Here is an 18,057-nt window from a genome sequence, read left to right on the forward strand (position 1 = left end):
AACCTTCTGGATTATATCTCCAGAGGGTTTAAAAAAGATAAATAATATGAATTTATTTAGACTAGTATTTTTACTAAACACATATAAAAACTGGAATCCTTTTAAGAAAGAGGAAGCCATCAAAAAAATTCTTCGCACTTATTTAAATATAGCTTTAGGACAGATTTATAGCTGTGCGAAAGAATTTAGAAAAATGTCAGGAATCGGTTCTATTCAAAGAATTGGTAGAATGAACCTTGAACAAGAACAAGCCGAAGTATCAAAAGCGTGTTCTAATATGGAAGATAATTTGGCTTCGGATCGTGCAGAACATAGAAATGAGTTAGAGAAACTTCACAAAAACAAATACAAGCTGTTTTACTTACTCAAACGTAGAACAAAAGAAGATCTTCGTAATGTTTCACAAGATGAAGAATTCATTCCAACGGTGGAATTTGAAAATACAGATGATAGCGATATAGAACTATCAAAAGATGCTGTGGAGATTACTTTTAACCATATTGTTCCAAAACGTGATTGTCCAAAGGAGATTAAACTTGTAAATGAGCTTTTAAAGGATGTGCACCATCTAGCTATTCAAAAGGCTAGTATTGTTTCAGAACAATATAAAAGAGGAGCTATTAAACCTTTATTGAAAATAAAGGCAGCTATTCAAAAAGCAAAAGAACCATTAGTGCAAAATATTATTGGTTATGCCAGTCCTTTTCTGGCGGTCTTTTCAAAGATATGTTTGCTGTTTAATTACGCAAGTGAAGGTGTCATTTTACAAAATATCTTTCATCACAACTTGGGGTACTCTACGGAGGAGAGTTGGATTGTGGCTTCTACCTTGTTAGGTATAACATTTGTAATCAGTCGCAGAATCTTCAATAGTAGTGAAAGATTACTTAGAAGTGTAAAGAAACAATGGTGGATTATCACATTGATGTCCTGTGTGTTCTTTGGTCAGATTACAGCATCTTCGGTATTATCCAATTATAATATTCAGCATGAGCGACAAATGGAAGTTTTACGTTCAGATAGAATGGCTCTTGCATTAAAACAAGGAGAACTTACTGAATTAGATGAAGATGAAGACGTAGAGGAAATTGAAGAATTAAACATAGTTATTACAAATCTTTCAGAAGATATTCAAAGACGATCATATGCACTGAAAATAACTCCAATTTGGTCAACTTACACAGGATATATTGTAGTGGGGCTAGTATCTATCCTTTGCTTGTTTTTCACCATCATTTTAAAGGCAATATCAGAGGTGTATAGTTATGCTGCTAAGCTGAAAAAAGCTATTAAAAAGAGCGAGCGCAGAATTGCAGAGATAGAAGAATTATATCCAGAAAAGGTTAAAGATTTGCTGACCTGCTATGATATGAGGCATAAGATTACGTATTACATCGCTAAGAAAAATATTTTGGAACTACTATTATCTCAAGAAGATGATATGAACACCAATAGTTTTTTTGAGGCATATAAAATCCAACAATAATTTAAAAAATACAGAAATATGAAAAATATAATTTTAATACTATTAATGTTTGTGTTACCGCTTAAAGCGGTAGCACAGAACCCAACTGTTGTAAGTTTCAACGTTGATAAAAGTAAATCTATGGCTTCTAATTCTGCAAAGCAGGATAAGTATTTTACCTCCATAGTGAAAAAGCACACAAAAGGTAAAAAGAATGTAATCTTTCAGATAAGATTTATTAATGCCAATAGTAGTTCAGCTAGTAATTCTAGAACGTTCATTTATGAAATCCCTGTGTTTAAAGGTTCTAATAATGACGAATTAGAAAGAGTTTTACACCAGAATAAGATAAATAGGAAGCGTAAATCTATAGCTAAAAGAATTGTGAAATTTATTAATGAGTACGAGGCTGAGGCAAAATATACCAATATCATTAGTTCTTTGGTTCCGTTATCTACCTTAAAATCATCAGATATTTTCGTGTACTATTTTACAGATGGTGTAGAAAGCTCTAAGCAGTTTAGAATGCTTGATTTGAGACCATTTAAGACGGCAAAAGAGGCAATTATTTCGGCTAAAGTTGATGTAAAGAAATTGAAAAATATCTACAAAATGCCTCATCAACTCAAAGGTATTAATAAAGTGGAATTTATAATTCCAATGCAGATGGATAAAAAAGTGAAAGGAAGTGATTTTATAGGAGATTATTTTTCTGAAGTCTTTAGATTATTCCAAGTAACCGAACTAGAATTTATAACACTTTAATCTTTTGAATATGAGAAGTATAGTTTGTAAAGTCGTATGTGTTTGTTTTTGTGTATTGCAATCGTGCAATACACAGGACAAATTAACCATCTTCGTAGATCCAGTATTGTCTAATAATATAGATAAAAATAATTTAAAGGAGTATTTTCAAAACAACGTGTTAGAAGATTTATCAAATTACAGATCTTATACCGTAGAATTAAAACAAATTTTTGAAAATACAGCATCGGTGGCTAATTCAAGATTATTACAGTATTTACCGCCAGAGTACGATGAATCTATTTTTTCGCAAAAAGAAAGATCATCTCGAACCGTAGCACATTTATTTAAGGAGCAAATTAAGCTAAGTAAACAATCGTTCATTAATGAGTTAGTCAATATAGTTACTTCTTTAGATAGTAATTCAGAGCGTTCAGGAATTGCAGAAGTGATTGTTCCTTTAAGTAAAATGCAGTATTCGAGTCAAATTATTTTGATTAGTGATTTGATTCAGGATACGTCAACGATTAATTTACGAAACTGCCATATAGAAAAGGAATCAGATGTTATAGCCTTAGCAAAGAAACATGCTCAAAAAATAAAGGATAAGTATATTATTCCAGACATTCTGTATGATATCGAACTAATATTTTTAATCGTAACGAAAGAAAAGGAAAATTCATTATATCCTTATTTAGAAAGGTACTGGGAGACCTATTTCTACCAATTTGGTATCAACGTTCAATTTAAATCGCTGTAGTTATGGAAGGAGAAAACAATTTGATTATGATTTCCGATAAAAACCTTATCGAGCTTGTTGAAAGAACGATTAGCCATTTGGAGAAGTTACAAGGAAACAAAGAGCAAAAAGAGCGTTGGATTGACGGTGAGACTGCTAAAAAGCGAATGGGTATTAAAAGTGACACTACCCTTCAGAAATTCCGTGATGAAGGTAAGATTCGTTTTGCCAAAATATCGAAGAAAATCATTATGTATGATTCATTTTCCATTGATGATTTCTTAGAGTCTAATAGTCATGAAACTTTTTAATCTATGAGTTATGAAAATACTAAAGAAATGGCGTAAAGAAGCCGCTAAAACAAAAGCCTTTAAGTTAGGGTATAGGTATTCTCAACTTAGCAAATCTCATAGAGAGGTTTTAGGAAACTTATTGGAAGATATTCTTTCGCATAGTGCTTCACCTTCAGTTCTCAGTGCATTTAGAACAGGGGAATATCATGGAAGTCAAGACAGGCGAATTATCGAAAATAATCTGAAACGTGAGATAGAGTTACAGAATAATCAAAAAGAGGAGAAAAAAATGGATCTTCAAAAAATGATAATTCAGTTACCGTCACATAGTCAGAATGAACAAGGGATGGATATAGATATGTAACCTATCCTCATAGACAAGAAGGGCATTACTTCTATGCCCTTCTTTTAAAAAGCATTCAAAAAAAATTTCATTAAACATTAAAACACATGATAGGGTGCGTCCCTCTCATAACAATATACTTATGTCAAAATTTCAAGATTTTTTAAGACAGCATGGGTGCTTAAATAGCACTCAAGAAGAAAAGGATAAACTTTTCAAGATGTACCGTAAACAGTATATGCGAGAACATCACCAGGAGCGCAAGCATAATCAGAAATTGGTGCAGATTTGGTTCGAGAAACCAGAATACTCAATCATTTTGGAAGATGCGAAAAAGCTGAATCTAAAAGTTACTGATTTTATTAAACAGGTTATTAAAGCACAGCGAAATCAAAGCTACGTTCTACCAGATGAAAAAGTGCTTTACAACCTTATAATAGCTTACAAAAAAATAGGTGTTTTAATCAATCAGGTAGCATATAAAGTGAATTCTAAACGTTTTGCTGATACTAACGATATAAAGGCTGTTCAAGAACTTTTTGTCAAGCTAGAAAATGCTACAATTGCTCATTATCGCCCGCTTCATTTGGAGAATTATATTCGTATTGAGATGAAGAAAAACCCAAAGTTTTTAGAACATCTTCAACGTATTATAGATGATTTTAAGCATCTTGGATATGCCAATAATTAAGCAAATACCATTTAAAGGGAGATATGAAACGCTTATAGATTACATATTGAAAGGAGCTTCACAAACGGAAGATTTTACCATCTTCAAAAATATTTCTGGAGGTGTAGGCAGAGACACGGTTGTTAAGTCATTTATTGAGAATGATAAATACCGAGGAAAACGCATTAAAACTCGCTGTCAGCATGTAATTCTTTCATGGCATTTTAAATCAAACCCAAGCCCAGAAGCTCTTTGGAAAGTAACTAACGAGCTTCTAAGGCTTCGAGGAATGGATGCTTGTGTTGTCTTCGGAAAAGCCCATTTTGATTCTCGTTCTGGCTGTACACATATACACCTAATGGTTAGCCAAAATCTATATCTGCAAGATAAAAGCGTAATAAGTGGTGTCAAAAAGAAACAGCTTTTGGAGCAGAATATCGCCTTGGAAAAGATGCAACAACGAGAGTTTCCAGAACTGAATGATAGCCTCGTTTTTATAAAGTCTAGAACGAAAGAACAGGAACCATATCAGAAGTCCAATAAGAAGCATCGAGTAAACAAACTCATAGATGTTTTAAATGGTTTAGCTGACACAGCAAAGTCTCTAAAACACCTATACGAGCTAATCGACCAGCATTCCGACCTAGAAGCTTATTCTAGGGGTAATACTCAGTATTACGGGGTTTGGTTTGGGAAAGAAAAATACCGTATCAAAAAGTACATCACCCCAGAACGCTACTCAGCATTAGAGCGTCTCGAACTGATGCGAGAAGTTATGGAGCGAAGTGACCGAGAATACGGACAGGAAAATTCATTAACACGTTAAAAAACAAACAAAAATGATATACGATTTTATATTTAAAAGTAACAGAAACAAAAACACCCAATTCGGGGATGCAAAACCGATGGGTTGGAGAAGAAAGCAATACTATTTTGCTCGCAATACTAAAAACGGTTACTGCATTGATGGTAAACAGTTTTTAAAAGAAAAACATTTATATACTCATTGTGTATATGTTGCGCCAACTGAAAGTGGTAAGAGTACAACTATTGTAAATCATGTTGTGAACATTAAAAAAAGTGATGAATATAGTCTCTTTTTTTTGGACGTTTCGGGTGAGCTTGAAACAATGACGAGTAAACATTTAAGGGAGGTCGGATATACAATATCTCGGCTTGATTTCTCAAATCCAAATGAGAGTGATACTTATAATCCATTGAAACGAGCAATGGATTCTGATAATGGAATACAAGAACTGGCAGAACTGCTTGTTTGTCCTGAGTCCAAAGGGATGAAAAATTTCTGGGAACAATCAGCAATTTCACTTATTGAAACATTGCTTATGGGATTACTTTCAGATAAGCAAAAGGACGAAAGTAAGAAAAATCTTTTGGGGTTATATAACTTGATAAACCTTATATCAGTAAAACCAGATGAGGCTATAGAATTTTTGGCGCAGAATTTAGACGAGGAGCATTATATGGATTTTGCTGCTTTTATGGGGTTAGAATCAAAATTAAAATCTAATATTTTAGCCAGTGCTAAAGCTCCACTTAGTAAGCTTAAAAGTAAAGCGATTCAAAAGTTGACATCTACCGATACTATAGATTTATCATCGCTTAGAACTCAAAAGAAGGCGTTATTTCTAAGACTTGAGGAAGGCAAGGAAAAGTACTATCGTTTCTTGCTTTCAATCTTCAATACGCAGTTAGTGGAAATGGCATTAAAAATGCCAATAGAGGGGCAAAAGTACAATCCTATTATGATGTTCTGGGACGAATTTCCAAGCTTTACGGTACCTCAATTTCCAAGTATGGTAAGCGTTCTCAGAAAGCGAAAAATAGCCCTTTTTATCTATGTTCAGGAGCTATCACAGATAGAAGAAAACTATGGTAAAAACGGATTGAAAACCATTCTTGGTAATATGTTGAATCAGGTGTATTTCGGAAAATTAAGCAGGGAGGAATGCGAGCGTATAGAAAAACGTTTAGGCACAAAAACTGAAGAAATAAATGGCGCTTTACGACCTATGCCAGCTATGAGGGCTGACGAGATTATGGGGCTTAAAAAACACCACTGTTTATATGTGAATGGAACGGATTTTACGGTGCTTAAAATTTTGCCGTGGTACAACTCTATGAGAATGCGTAAGAAAGTTGTTGAATTAAAAAAATAAGAAATTATGGAATTAGAAATCTTAAAACACAGTATTGTAAATTTTATAGGGAATTTGGTAACATTCTTTTTACTAGCAGTGATGATTGTTTGGATTATATGTGTTTGTTTTAACATAAAAAACGAGGTGCTACCTTTCGGTTGGATTCCTAAGCTTTTTAAAGGTATAGGAAAGGTTTTAAAGCCGGTATTCTCATGGTTGTTAGAAAAACTACAATTACTGTTCAAAATCACCTTTAAACTATTTGTTTTTGCTTTAGAAAGGTTGGTGGTTTTTATAGCAGATGTATTTAGGAAGCTTTTCGATTTAATAAAAGATCCAGAAGATTAAATGACCTCAATGAGAAAAAGGCCTGCAGTTTGCAGGCTTTTTTGTTAACTTCAACTTTTTTAAAAAGTTGATATAAACTTTAGCCGAAAAAAGACTCTTTGTGCATATACACAATGTGTGTTTTTTCGGTTTCCTTTTTTGAGGGTGTTAAGAGGGAGTGGAACTCCTTCTTACAAGATGCCTGTTAGATATTTTTCTGTAGCTCCGCTACTGTTAAATTCAACAGGCTATCTTGCATAGCCTACCCTTATATAAATATCTTAGATATGTAGGCTATCGTCCCGATTAGATTTTAAGAGTATGATATTTAGAAAGAACTGTTTGATATAACTTTTTCAGAATTTCAAAAATTATTATATTTAGACAACTGAACTTTAAAATTAAAATAGCATGACTCCAAAAGGAAATAACTATTCACAAGATGAATTGGATAACCGTTCTAATCAATTAAATGAAAATAATGATGCATACTGGCAATCTAGGGGAGAAGATGAAAGACCAGATGATTGGAAAGATAGAAATGATTAAAAAATATTAAAAAGCCTTTTCTTTAAGAAAGGGCTTTTCAATTTACACAACAGTTACAAAAACATATTTACATAGTAAATCATTCAAATAAATCCATTGTGTAACGATTTGTTAGAACGTGTAAAGCATTGGATAATTCCTTAGCTTCAAGATTTAAGTCCTTACAACTTTTCTCATCTTTGTAAGACAAAGATAAATCTGCCGCAAATTCCAACATTCGTATCTCTTTGGTTATAAATTGATAGAAATATGGAAATTCTTGTGCAAAAAGAAGTTCTTTTTCATCTGATTCTTCGATTATATACATAAAATATAGATTTTGAATTCTTACTATTTCATATCATCAAAATCTATTACGCTGTAATTTTTATTTTAAACATCAAAAAAGCTCCGAAAAGGAGCTTCTTTAAGATTAGAGAAAAAAATATACTATTTGTGTATTTCTTGTATTTCAGAAAATCGCTGTTCTTCAAAAGATATATCACGCTCTATACCTAATCCAAATGGTAATTTAAGAGCTTTGATTTCTTTTAGAGAAGAATATCCCCATTCGTCATATCCAAGTCCTGTAACGTATCCATAAAAACATTCGTCTTCTGGGCAAAACTCAGTGATATACCAAGTTCCTGCTCCACATGGATTGAAAAGTTTCATAATCACTACAGGGTCGGTAGTATTATCTTGTCTACCTATTTCTTGAAAACGTTGACGCAATGTATTTGTTAAGAGTTTCATAATAGAAAAATTAAAAATTATGCACTGCGTAAAATCCTGTTGGCTATAAGTGCAAGGAGGAACTCGTAAGAGGTAAATCCTTGCTCTTATATGCCATTAAAGGATAAGCTTTGTGCTTTATTTTTAATTTTATATGTAATACGAGTAATTACATTGAAGTCTAAACTCTTAGTTTCAATTCTAGAAAATAGTATTAAAAGAGTTCAATAACTTCCCAATTATTGCCGTCACTAGTTATGAACATTTTATTATCTTGTGGATTTGTTAAGTATATATTGTTATTTGAATCATAAGTCATTCTAACAAACCCATCATCAGTAAATCCAGATGGTGAGTTTATAAGTGTCCAATTGTTAGAATCGGTGTCAAAAGAAGATATTACGATTGGGATATTATTTTGTTTTACAGATACTAAAATTTTATTATTAGCAACACTCCTTGGATTAATTAAAGAAAAGGAAGAATTAGTTAAGTAAGGATATACAGATGCACTTTGAAAGATATAATCTTCATTAATTTTTGTTATTCTATAATATCCATCAGAAATATTAAACATAAAAATATTATCATTGATTTTTGGTCCTCCAAAATACCAACCTTTATTGTATCCCTGTGGTAACCCATCTATAGTTTCAGTTTGAGTATAACCATTTACACTACCATATTCTCTGAATGTTTTATTACTATCAAACCAATATCTCTCAATTATGGGTTCGTTATTCTCAAATAATATTTTATAAAAAGCCCCAACTCTAGGCTCTGTAATTATTAAATTATTGTCTCGATCAAAATTACCCAAGAAAAAATTCAATAAATTATTTAAAACTGCTGAAGACGGAATATTTTCAAACCAATTTAATAAATTCCAAAAACCTTCTTGATTATTGGTATCTGTATTTATTTTATGTAAATTTCTATTTGTAGAGTATAACCAAATGTAATTTTTATTTACCTTAAAATTTTTAACCCCTGAAGCAGGGTGAGATAAATTAGTCGTTCTTGTAATTCCATGTTTATCAATGTTGTAAAACTTTTTTCTTGAGTCTGTAAACCATAGTTTTTCCTGATTTGTATCTTCTCCTATTTTTATAAAATTAACTGAACTTATAGATTTTTTGTAATCAATTTCTCTCTTGTTAATGTCAAAAAATAAGATGCTTCTATCACTAATTAAATAAATGTTTTTTTCATTTTTATTGGAGACGACTCTTTTAAAATCTTTATCAAAAAAGGGTTCTCCTTCAAATTGAACATCAAAATAAACCTCTTTTGTTACTGTATTATCTTCTGAAGTGATTAGTAACTTTATGGTATTAAGATTAAAAATATCAGTATCAAGAGAAGAATGATTTTCTCCGATTATTTCCATTGATGAAGAGACTTTTATATTTTTTCCTAGAAAAGTAAAGTGAGGGATAAAACCATTATAAAAAGGATAAGGGTCAGTTGAAGTATATTTTTCATGATTAATTATTATGTTGGAAGTCAAATCATGCTGAAAAGCTGTGTTTTTCCAGTTTGCACTGCATATAACAGCTGATTTAGGATTTGGAAGTATTTTTAAAGTATATTGTGTTTGCTTTCCATCTTTTCGAGTTAATGTTAGTATTTCTCCATCCTCTTTATAGTGTTTTAAACTAGGAGTCATACTAGGGTTGTTAGATGTGAAAGATAGGCTTTGACTATTCTCAGAAAGTTCGTACTCAAAAAGAAAATCTTTATAACAAAAATCAAGAGGTAAAATTCCTGTAATTTTATTTCCGTTAATAGATAATTCTACTATTTCATTTTGAGTTTTTAATGTCATAGACTTAATGAAAGCATCATTTAACTCTACAATATCATCTGGTTCGTTTTCTGTGATTGGTTCATCTTTACTACAAGATAAAAGTGTTATTGATATGAGAAAAATTATAAAAAAATGTGTTTTCATATAAAAAGGCATTTTTGAGTTTAAATCAAAAGTGCCTTTTTGTTATTAAGTTACCAAAACCTTGTGCTATGTTTAAGTTTTATAGGGGTAACTAATTATTTTAAAAAATAGTCATCTAACACTTTTTTAGTTTTTGCCTCATAGGAAACCCCCATTTTAAACTCTTTGAACTCAGTGGTTAATATTTTACCGTTTTTTCGCCCCTTAATTTTATTAAGATTTACAATAAAACTCTCATGAACTCTAATAAAGTTATCAGGTAAATTATATTCCATAAAGTCTAATGTTTTTCTTAACACATATTCTACAGGTTTGTTATTATTAACCGTTCCAAAAAGAATGTTATTCTTTTTGCCTGAAGAAGCTAGATAATGAATGTCTTCAAATCGTAGTAATACTTTCTCATTTTTATCTGTAGCCATTCCTTGTGTTCCATAATCTTTTTGTACCCAAACTCCTGTTTTTTGTATTGGAGATAATTTTGTTAGTGCCATTTGTAAGGTTACTAAAAGTTGTTTTTCATCTACAGGTTTACTTTTAATGAGAAAAGTATTAGGATTTGTTTTTTGAGCTTCGGATAGGGTAGTGCTGTCTGAATTAGCTGACAAGTATATAAACGGAATGTTATATGTATTTAATTTTTCTGCTAATTGAATACCATTTAAAACACCTTTTAAAACAATATCTAGCAGTACCATATCGGGTGTTTCTTTTTGTATAACACTTAAAGCTTCGTCATAACTTTTTGTATAACCGTTTTCAGCATAACCTATAACGTCATATCCATTTTCTTCGAGTAAATCTTTTATTTCTAAAAATAAAATGGCTTCATCTTCTACAATTAATATTTTTTGCTTCATTTTAATCTTGGTTTTTAGGAAAGGTTATTTGTGTATGCGTTCCGTTGTTGTTTGTAGTTTGTATTGTTCCTGATAATTGCATCACTAAAGAATTTATCAGTCTTGTTCCATATGAGTTTTTATTGCTATAATCTTTTTTATCAGGCATACCGATACCGTTATCTGATATTGTACAATAAATTGTGGTGTCGTCTTCTTTAAAATTAATAGTAATTAAACCACTTTCTTTACTTTTAAAGGCATATTTGTAACTATTGGTTATCGTTTCATTTAGAATAAGACCTAAAGGTGTAGCTTCTTTTATAGGAATGTAAATATTAGCATTAACCTTGTGAGAAATATTATTTGCTTTTCCATTATTGGTATTTGAAATTTCTTCACAGAGACGTTCTGTATATGACTGAAAATTAACAGCAGAAACATTCTCTTGTTTGTACAATAGTTCATGTACGTTACCCATACTCATAATTCTACTTTGTAAAACTTCTAAAATGTTTTGTTCTTCTGATCCAGTAAAATTCTTCTTTGCTACTTTAATAAAACTGTTTGCAATTCCTAAGTTGTTTTTTACCCTATGATGTAGTTCTTTATGGAGTACTTCAATTTCTTTTTTTTGTGTTAGGATTTGTTCTTTAGTTTTTTTCTCTTTTTTATAGGCTCTTAATAAGAAAAGTGATAATAATAAAATAATGCTTCCTCCAAAAAGAGCGTAATTAAGTTGTGTGCTTTTAGCTTTAGCTTCTGCTTCTTTTTTAATATTCTCATTTGAGAGTTTTAAGATTTCGTTTTCTTTTTGTTGAGTTTGGTATTTCTTTTCCAATTCAGTTACTTTAGAAGTTACTTGTGTAGAATATAAAGAGTCTTTTAATACTCTATATTCTTCAAATAAATCACTCGTTTTAGCATCTCCTTTTAACATCAGGTTATTAGAAATAATAAGGCTTTTTAAAGAAATTAAGCTGTGAATATTATTCCTTTCAATATAGAATGGAATTACCTCAGTTAATAGGTCTTTAGCTCTTTTAAATTCTCCTAATGAATTTAAAATTGTTGCTAATTGAAATTTACCTATATTCAAACTTTTTGTATCGCCAATCTTTTTACTGGCTTCAATTTTCTTTTGAATATAAAACTTTGCTTGCTCGTATTGTTTTAGGTGTGTGTGTGCCTGAGCTAAGTAAAAATAAACTCTATTTTTTTCCTTATCTCTAATATTTCCTCTATGGTCTTTTAAGAATTTTTTGGAAAGTTCAATTCCTTGCTCATCTTTAAAAGCATTAATGACACATTGAATTAAATTTAACTCCATAAGTTTCACCCAATGTTTTTTATTTGCTTTCTTAGCTAATTTTATAGCTTTCCTGTAATATTTTTCACTTTCAGAATGATTTTTAATTACGAGATATAAATTTCCTAGAGAATTATAAAGTGAAATACTTTGCTTTAAATTTTTATCATCATTTAATTTTAAACATTCTAAAAAAGATTTAATAGCCTTTTCTGTTTTTCCAGTTTTTCTATCTAAGACAGCTAAATTTAATTTAGATTTTAATTGTGCGTTTTTATCTAGCTTTTTAGAGATTTCAAAGGCTTTTTGATGATAAAAATATGCTGAATCTATATTTTTGAAATCTTCGTGAACATACCCCAGACCTCTATTTATTTTATGGAGTATTTCAAAATTATCTATTTTAGGAATAATCATTGAAGCCTTTTGGTAGTAATAATATGCTGAATCATTATGTCCCTCAAAGTTGTGTCCATAACCTTTTTTTATATAGCTTAAACATTGATATCTCAGAGAATTGCTCTTTAAACTATAGTTTAAAGCAGAGTCCGCATATTTAAGTATTTTTTTAGGGTTTTCTTCTAGGTTAGCTATGTCTATATATAGTTTTGCTTTTTCTAAAAAAGTATTAGATTTTTCTATTCTTGATTTTAGAGTATCTATTTTAGTTTGAGTAAATGAAAACTGTGAGATTATTAAAAATAACCCTAAGAGGTATTTGGTCATAAGTGGTTGATTTTGTAGTGTTAAAAATAGTTTTTTTACAAGGTTAAAACTACAAAATATTATAAATTTTAACCTTGTGACGTGTGATTGTTATTTTGTTCTATACATTGTTAAATCTGTGTTTTTTATGGATTAACTAAATCAAGAAATTACTTAAAATAGTAATTTCTTGATTTTATATTTTGAAATACTAATGAGGTAAATCTCTATTGTATCTTTAATAATTTATTAACTCTAAATCGGATTATTATCTCCCTGACATGTTCTACTACAAGATCGAGAAGGCTCATATTTATTCTGCCCTGCACAGAAACTATCATCTACTACCGTCGATTCATTATTATTGTATTTCGTACATCTAGCACGTCTATATTCTGTACCATATGCTGTATATGTTCCATTTTGTAGATTTGCAACTTTACTATCATATACATCTTCAGCATTTGCTACTCTACTAAATAGAATAAATGCCAATGGATTATCTAGATTATCTTTTTGCAAGAATCGAATATCATCATTTCCACAAGAAGCAGTACACCCAGAGTAGTACGTGTCATTTACATATCTATAAAGATCACATCCTCGATACCCTAGTGGTTCAGTAGCTTCATCACAGTTTTCACGCGGAGCATAATTATCATCTTCATCCAAACATGTCCGAGATCTAAACTGTGTTCCATTTCCAGAACATGTCCCCCAACCAGTTTCAGCATTAAATGTTTTTGTATAGGCACCATTTACATATACTCCCCAATCAAACGTACATGGTCCATCATATGTATATGTCACACTTCCATCATCATAGACTTCACATGCAGAGTTATAAGATGTACAACTCGATACATCTTGATTCCCACACTGGTTGTTATGCGTACACGCTCCAATTCGGCTTCCTGTATGTCCAGTTGATGTACAGCTCGAAGGAGCTCCTGGTTGAATCCCTTGTGGAGACCATCGGTTATAATCTGCACAAGACTTATTACATGGGTAGTATCCACTTTCACTTCCATCTTCTGGCAATGTAATAGCATTCGCCGTTGATGTTCCTAAAGGATTAAAGAGCAGTTGCTCTTGTCCTGTACCAGAATCGTAGTAACACGTAGACTCATAAGAACCAGAGAATGTGTAGTATACTTCTGTACACTTACTTCCAAATGATTTTACCGTATTCCACGTACTATGAGTAACTGACTCAGAGATATATGTTCGTACATATGGAGCCTGAGAAGAAGACGAAACCAGATCCCATCGTTCTCCACACCATCCCCAGAAACAATATGAATGATCTACATAACATCGGTATTGTCCCCAGTTACCATTTGGCCCATATGGGTCCCAAGCAAGTTTTCCATGGTCTCCATCACCTCTACAGGCAAAACGAGTATTGTTATCTTTTCCTGCCCACAAGTATCGTTTACTCGCAGCCCCTCCTAACTGAGAACCATTCCATTCAAAAGCAGTACCATCTCTCCATCGTTTTTGATTTCGTACTGTCCATGTTGTTGTTCCTTCTTTTACTCTACATCGTTGCCCATAGCTAGGTGTGATAACACATTGGTTATCATCGCACCCTTTAATGCCATTCCCAAAAACACTATGTGTATCTTTGGTTGCACCAACTTCGCAGGCAGTAACTCCCAATCTGTCTTTTGCCGCTAAAAAAGCATCTAATTCTGCTCGGGTTTTATTCGGGATAAATAACTTTGTACTACTAGTATTCGTTAGTTGTAGTGTTTTCCCTCGTTCTTCATCATCAACTTCTTTCACCGAGTGCCCACTACTGCTTACATCTATATACCTACAGATAAATTTATCACCTGTACTGCATAAGTTATTTAACGAAAAATTATTTCCAGCTGTTTGCGCTATTACTATGAATCCTAAGCTAAAACACATAATAGGCAAAACAAGAAGTAATATACTCTGCAAAACGGTTTTTAATCTAGGATGAAAACTCATAAGAAAAAGAAATTAATTCGATGCTATTATATCTTATTATCAACAAGAAAAACAAGTGTTATTTTGGGTTATCCTTTGTAAAGTAAAGAAGCCCTTTTATAAGAAAAGGACTTCTAAACAAAACATATATTTAATTACAACCTTGTAATAAAGAAGCGTCGGTTATACGTCCTGCTCCTCTGGTAGTCATATATTGACTTACTAACGTTTCCATCTCAGTGGCTGTAGCCTGAGATTTTACTACATTTAATGCTTGTACTGCTAAATACACATACAATTCATCTAAGTTTCTAGTATCTTGCTCGTGAATTAAGTTATCTGAGAAAGTAACGGTAAACCCACTAAAGAACCATTCATCTCCAATTGTAGAAGTTAAGGCTAACCAACTATCTGCATTATATCCTGTTGGATAATCAGTAATGAGTTCATTATATGCAAATCCATAGATTTCTTTCAATTTAGATTCAGTTATTTGATCTGTTGTTTGACTATAGCTTGTGCCATCACTAAGGTTGGTAAAGGTAAATACATTACGATAAAAAATTCCAGGATCAGTCGCAGTAGGATCTGTATAAGAATAAACCTGATTTCCTGAATCATCTAAGGTTAATTGTCCCATTCGAGATAAAATATCCAAAAAGTTTCCTCCAGGGTGTGGGTAAGAGGTATTTCCATCAATAAGCGCTTTAATATCTGCAAAAGTGCGATTGGTAAGTACTCCATTCTGGTCTAACTCATATTCCACAATGTTTTGAGTATTTGGATCATTATCCGCAACATCTACTTTGGCAAAACCTGCTTTGCAATGTGTGGCTTTAATCAGAATATCTTCTAATCTATCATTTTTATCAATAATAGTAAGTGAGATATTTTGCTGTGCATCATCTTCACCATTTGCGGAAGCAGTTATAGTAATAGCATTAGGAGCATTTTCAAAATCGAAAACAATTCCTGATTTCACTTTTATTTGATTTCCAACAATCTCAAAATCATTTTGAGAATTGGTATCTAAACTATAAGTTACTCCTGATATATTGTTTACATTAACTATAGTTCCTACAACTTCTTGATTTGTCATTTGATTTTCATCAAAAGTAGTTGTGCCACTTGTGATAGTAATAGTTAATCCTTGAATAGCAGTATTCTCTTGCTTGGTTGCGCTTGCTCCATCATTGTCGGTAACTTTTCCGATAACGGTATAATTTCCGATAGATAAAAGATTACTGCTCCAATTATTATCAGTCACCTGAAATGATTGTACAATAGTACTTCCATTTTTAATGGTTATTTCCTTTAAAGAAATAGAACCATCAGAATCTGTTCCTGTTAATGTTCCAGATAATGTTTTATTAGTATTTACAGTAACGCTTAAAGTTGCTGTTGGTGCTTGATTGGGTTGTTCTATAGGTTCTTCAGGCGTACAACCTATAAAAATAAAAAAGACGAATATAAAGATCGTATTCCATACGTTCTTTATGATGTTTACAATGTGTTTCATAAATATTATTTTTTTCTTTGTTTAAAATCTTGTTATACTTGAAATCATAATGCTTAGCATTATGTAAAAAGGTCGTTTGTAATTAAATATGTTTTGTGAAAGAGCTTTTGTTCCTATTTAATTTGAGAAACAAATAACTACGGGTATTGGATGTGAATTCCAACACAAATACAATAACATAAAGAGTTACGAAATGCAAGTGTGTCTATTTTAGTTAGGATTTTGAAAAATCTCTGATGTGTTTTTTAACGTGCGATTTTTTCATGTGAAATATTTTTGTTGCCTTTAAGAGCGAAAAGCAGTTTTAAAAATTTAGTTTAGTTTAAAGCAACAAAAAGGTGTGCTCTTATACTATTTTACCCTACTAACTCAGGTATCGCCAAACACCGCGGAGAATAGGAATAGACATAAAGAAACACACCCAAAGAGGTATGAGTCTTACTATTCTTTCTCCTGTTTAAAATTGGCGATTTCGAGTTAGAGAAATAGTAACACGTTAATGTTGTTCTATTTATATGTCGATATTATAATATCTGTTCTTATAATTCTTTTTTACGTTTATTAACTGTAAAGATAGCTATTTTGAGTAATTCATAAAGAAATAAAAAACAAAACCCCGTTCTTTCGAACGAGGTTTCTAATTGAGAAATTGGCGATACCTGAGTTATAGCTCAAAAGCTATTAATTGCTTCTCAATTTCAGATTTACGATTCTCTAACGTGGCTTTTAAATGATTTGTTACTAACTGGATAAGATTAGTGTTGGTTGTTTTAAATTCTAATCCTTGTGTATCTTTCATATAGAAACTAGCAGAATCTGACTGGTTGTATTTAAAACGATTTAATTCGGTAAGTGTAGTAGATAATCGTTCGCGTTGATGTGCTAAACCTTTTAATTGTTCAAACTTTTGCATTCTGTCGTCTAAATTAATAATTGGTGTTACAATCGGTTGAACTGGCTTTGGTTGCTCTTTGATAATTGGAGTTGTTTTTTGTCCTGTAGCTTCTTTTGCTAATTTTTCTTGAACGGCTTTTTTAGCAGTTGCTGTTTCTTTTTTTGCTGTTCCGTTTTGTTTTACTGTAGCTGTTGCCATAATTCTAAAAATTTTAAATTAAACATGATTTTTAAGTGTTTGAAGGCTGTTATTATGAAGCGGTATCAAACACAATGCTTAAAATGTTGCAGGTAGGACGAGACAAGCCAGAAGGAATATTATTTTGAGAATGCGAAGCCAAAAAAATATTTCTTCTCCCAGAGGGCTTGGGCTTGTGAAAGCGATGGCAGAGCAACTAACTTTGCATTTGTTTGTGTCCGCTGATAACAGTTTTTAAACTCCATCTATGTTTTATTGAATTTTGAATTATGGCAACACAGAGAAATAAGGAATAGCAAAAAATCTACTTTAGAAAAATGGTAGTTATGGCAAACATAATAAAGCTATATTTTAAGATCTAATTTTACTAAAACCTGAATCTAAATTGTTATACTTTGAGAAAAGGTTATTACCTCTAAAAAGCAAAGAAATAAATTCTATGTCTTTTTAAATGTTGTGTTATATTCTGCTTCCTTAATTATTTCAAGTTTATTATAAATGTGTATACCTAATACAACAGAATGGACAAAGAAAGAACTCTTGGATTTTCAAGAAATATTACACAGTGAAGTTTCTTCAGATATTGATTTAGGAGAAACAAAAGAAATTTTAACAAGACTGTATAGTTGTTTAGTAATGCTGATGAAGTAATAATTTTTGAATCTATAAAGCTTAT

General features: G+C 31.5%; 19 protein-coding genes. 11 read left to right on the plus strand and 8 right to left on the minus strand.

From position 1 onward, the window contains the following. The first annotated feature begins 193 nt into the window (after window positions 1–193). The 10 genes from ACKTTV_RS22335 (at window position 194) to ACKTTV_RS22380 (ending at window position 7,289) form a co-directional block, all read left to right on the plus strand. A complete protein-coding gene (locus tag ACKTTV_RS22335) occupies window positions 194–1,486 on the plus strand; it encodes a hypothetical protein (protein ID WP_408033092.1) in 1,293 nt (430 codons plus the stop codon). A gap of 18 nt (window positions 1,487–1,504) precedes the next feature. Beyond that, entirely contained in the window at window positions 1,505–2,230 is a 726-nt protein-coding gene (locus ACKTTV_RS22340; RefSeq protein ID WP_408033093.1) for a polysaccharide deacetylase family protein, read from the plus strand. Between the two features lie 10 nt (window positions 2,231–2,240). Then, on the plus strand, window positions 2,241–2,969 hold the full coding sequence (locus ACKTTV_RS22345) for a hypothetical protein (protein WP_408033094.1): 729 nt from the start codon (window positions 2,241–2,243) through the stop codon (window positions 2,967–2,969). A gap of 2 nt (window positions 2,970–2,971) precedes the next feature. Continuing rightward, window positions 2,972–3,259 carry a hypothetical protein gene (locus tag ACKTTV_RS22350; protein ID WP_408033095.1) on the plus strand — a complete coding sequence of 96 codons (288 nt, stop codon included), beginning with the start codon at window positions 2,972–2,974 and terminating at the stop codon, window positions 3,257–3,259. A gap of 10 nt (window positions 3,260–3,269) precedes the next feature. Beyond that, complete coding sequence (locus ACKTTV_RS22355) at window positions 3,270–3,605, plus strand: hypothetical protein (protein WP_408033096.1); 336 nt, start codon at window positions 3,270–3,272, stop codon at window positions 3,603–3,605. A 121-nt stretch (window positions 3,606–3,726) separates the two neighbouring features. Then, window positions 3,727–4,275, plus strand: a complete 549-nt coding sequence (locus tag ACKTTV_RS22360) for a hypothetical protein (protein WP_408033097.1) — start codon at window positions 3,727–3,729, stop codon at window positions 4,273–4,275. Then, complete coding sequence (locus ACKTTV_RS22365; protein ID WP_408033098.1) at window positions 4,241–5,080, plus strand: relaxase/mobilization nuclease domain-containing protein; 840 nt, start codon at window positions 4,241–4,243, stop codon at window positions 5,078–5,080. Before ACKTTV_RS22360 ends, ACKTTV_RS22365 begins: the two co-directional genes overlap by 35 nt. 13 nt (window positions 5,081–5,093) lie before the next feature. Further along, entirely contained in the window at window positions 5,094–6,431 is a 1,338-nt protein-coding gene (locus ACKTTV_RS22370) for a type IV secretory system conjugative DNA transfer family protein (protein ID WP_408033099.1), read from the plus strand. A gap of 6 nt (window positions 6,432–6,437) precedes the next feature. Then, window positions 6,438–6,761, plus strand: a complete 324-nt coding sequence (locus ACKTTV_RS22375; RefSeq protein WP_408033100.1) for a hypothetical protein — start codon at window positions 6,438–6,440, stop codon at window positions 6,759–6,761. A gap of 390 nt (window positions 6,762–7,151) precedes the next feature. Then, window positions 7,152–7,289 (plus strand): hypothetical protein, encoded by a 138-nt coding sequence (locus tag ACKTTV_RS22380; RefSeq protein WP_408033101.1) that lies wholly within the window; start codon window positions 7,152–7,154, stop codon window positions 7,287–7,289. A gap of 79 nt (window positions 7,290–7,368) precedes the next feature. Here the strand turns inward: ACKTTV_RS22380 and ACKTTV_RS22385 are convergent, their stop codons facing one another. The 8 genes from ACKTTV_RS22385 to ACKTTV_RS22420 all read right to left on the minus strand — a co-directional run bounded on the left by ACKTTV_RS22385 (window position 7,369) and on the right by ACKTTV_RS22420 (window position 17,381). Continuing rightward, window positions 7,369–7,596 carry a hypothetical protein gene (locus ACKTTV_RS22385; RefSeq protein ID WP_408033102.1) on the minus strand — a complete coding sequence of 76 codons (228 nt, stop codon included), beginning with the start codon at window positions 7,594–7,596 and terminating at the stop codon, window positions 7,369–7,371. Between the two features lie 122 nt (window positions 7,597–7,718). Beyond that, window positions 7,719–8,024 carry a DUF2958 domain-containing protein gene (locus ACKTTV_RS22390; RefSeq protein ID WP_408033103.1) on the minus strand — a complete coding sequence of 102 codons (306 nt, stop codon included), beginning with the start codon at window positions 8,022–8,024 and terminating at the stop codon, window positions 7,719–7,721. A gap of 193 nt (window positions 8,025–8,217) precedes the next feature. After that, window positions 8,218–9,957 carry a hypothetical protein gene (locus tag ACKTTV_RS22395; RefSeq protein ID WP_408033104.1) on the minus strand — a complete coding sequence of 580 codons (1,740 nt, stop codon included), beginning with the start codon at window positions 9,955–9,957 and terminating at the stop codon, window positions 8,218–8,220. Window positions 9,958–10,052: 95 nt separating this feature from the next. Then, window positions 10,053–10,817, minus strand: coding sequence for a response regulator (locus ACKTTV_RS22400; RefSeq protein ID WP_408033105.1), 765 nt, complete (start codon window positions 10,815–10,817; stop codon window positions 10,053–10,055). 1 nt (window position 10,818) lies between these two features. Continuing rightward, the gene (locus ACKTTV_RS22405; RefSeq protein WP_408033106.1) at window positions 10,819–12,831 is read right to left on the minus strand and encodes a tetratricopeptide repeat-containing sensor histidine kinase; all 2,013 of its coding nucleotides are present in this window, start codon (window positions 12,829–12,831) and stop codon (window positions 10,819–10,821) included. A 234-nt stretch (window positions 12,832–13,065) separates the two neighbouring features. After that, on the minus strand, window positions 13,066–14,727 hold the full coding sequence (locus ACKTTV_RS22410) for a hypothetical protein (RefSeq protein WP_408033107.1): 1,662 nt from the start codon (window positions 14,725–14,727) through the stop codon (window positions 13,066–13,068). 193 nt (window positions 14,728–14,920) lie between these two features. Next, window positions 14,921–16,288, minus strand: coding sequence for a hypothetical protein (locus tag ACKTTV_RS22415; protein ID WP_408033108.1), 1,368 nt, complete (start codon window positions 16,286–16,288; stop codon window positions 14,921–14,923). A 664-nt stretch (window positions 16,289–16,952) separates the two neighbouring features. After that, window positions 16,953–17,381 (minus strand): hypothetical protein, encoded by a 429-nt coding sequence (locus ACKTTV_RS22420; protein ID WP_408033109.1) that lies wholly within the window; start codon window positions 17,379–17,381, stop codon window positions 16,953–16,955. Between the two features lie 498 nt (window positions 17,382–17,879). On the opposite strand from ACKTTV_RS22420, the gene ACKTTV_RS22425 reads away from it, so the two are divergent. Next, window positions 17,880–18,032: a hypothetical protein gene (locus ACKTTV_RS22425; RefSeq protein WP_408033110.1), complete on the plus strand. Its 153-nt coding sequence runs from the start codon at window positions 17,880–17,882 to the stop codon at window positions 18,030–18,032. Window positions 18,033–18,057: the final 25 nt, after the last annotated feature.

This window comes from Tenacibaculum xiamenense, from assembly GCF_964513065.1.
Lineage (GTDB): Bacteria > Bacteroidota > Bacteroidia > Flavobacteriales > Flavobacteriaceae > Polaribacter > Polaribacter xiamenense.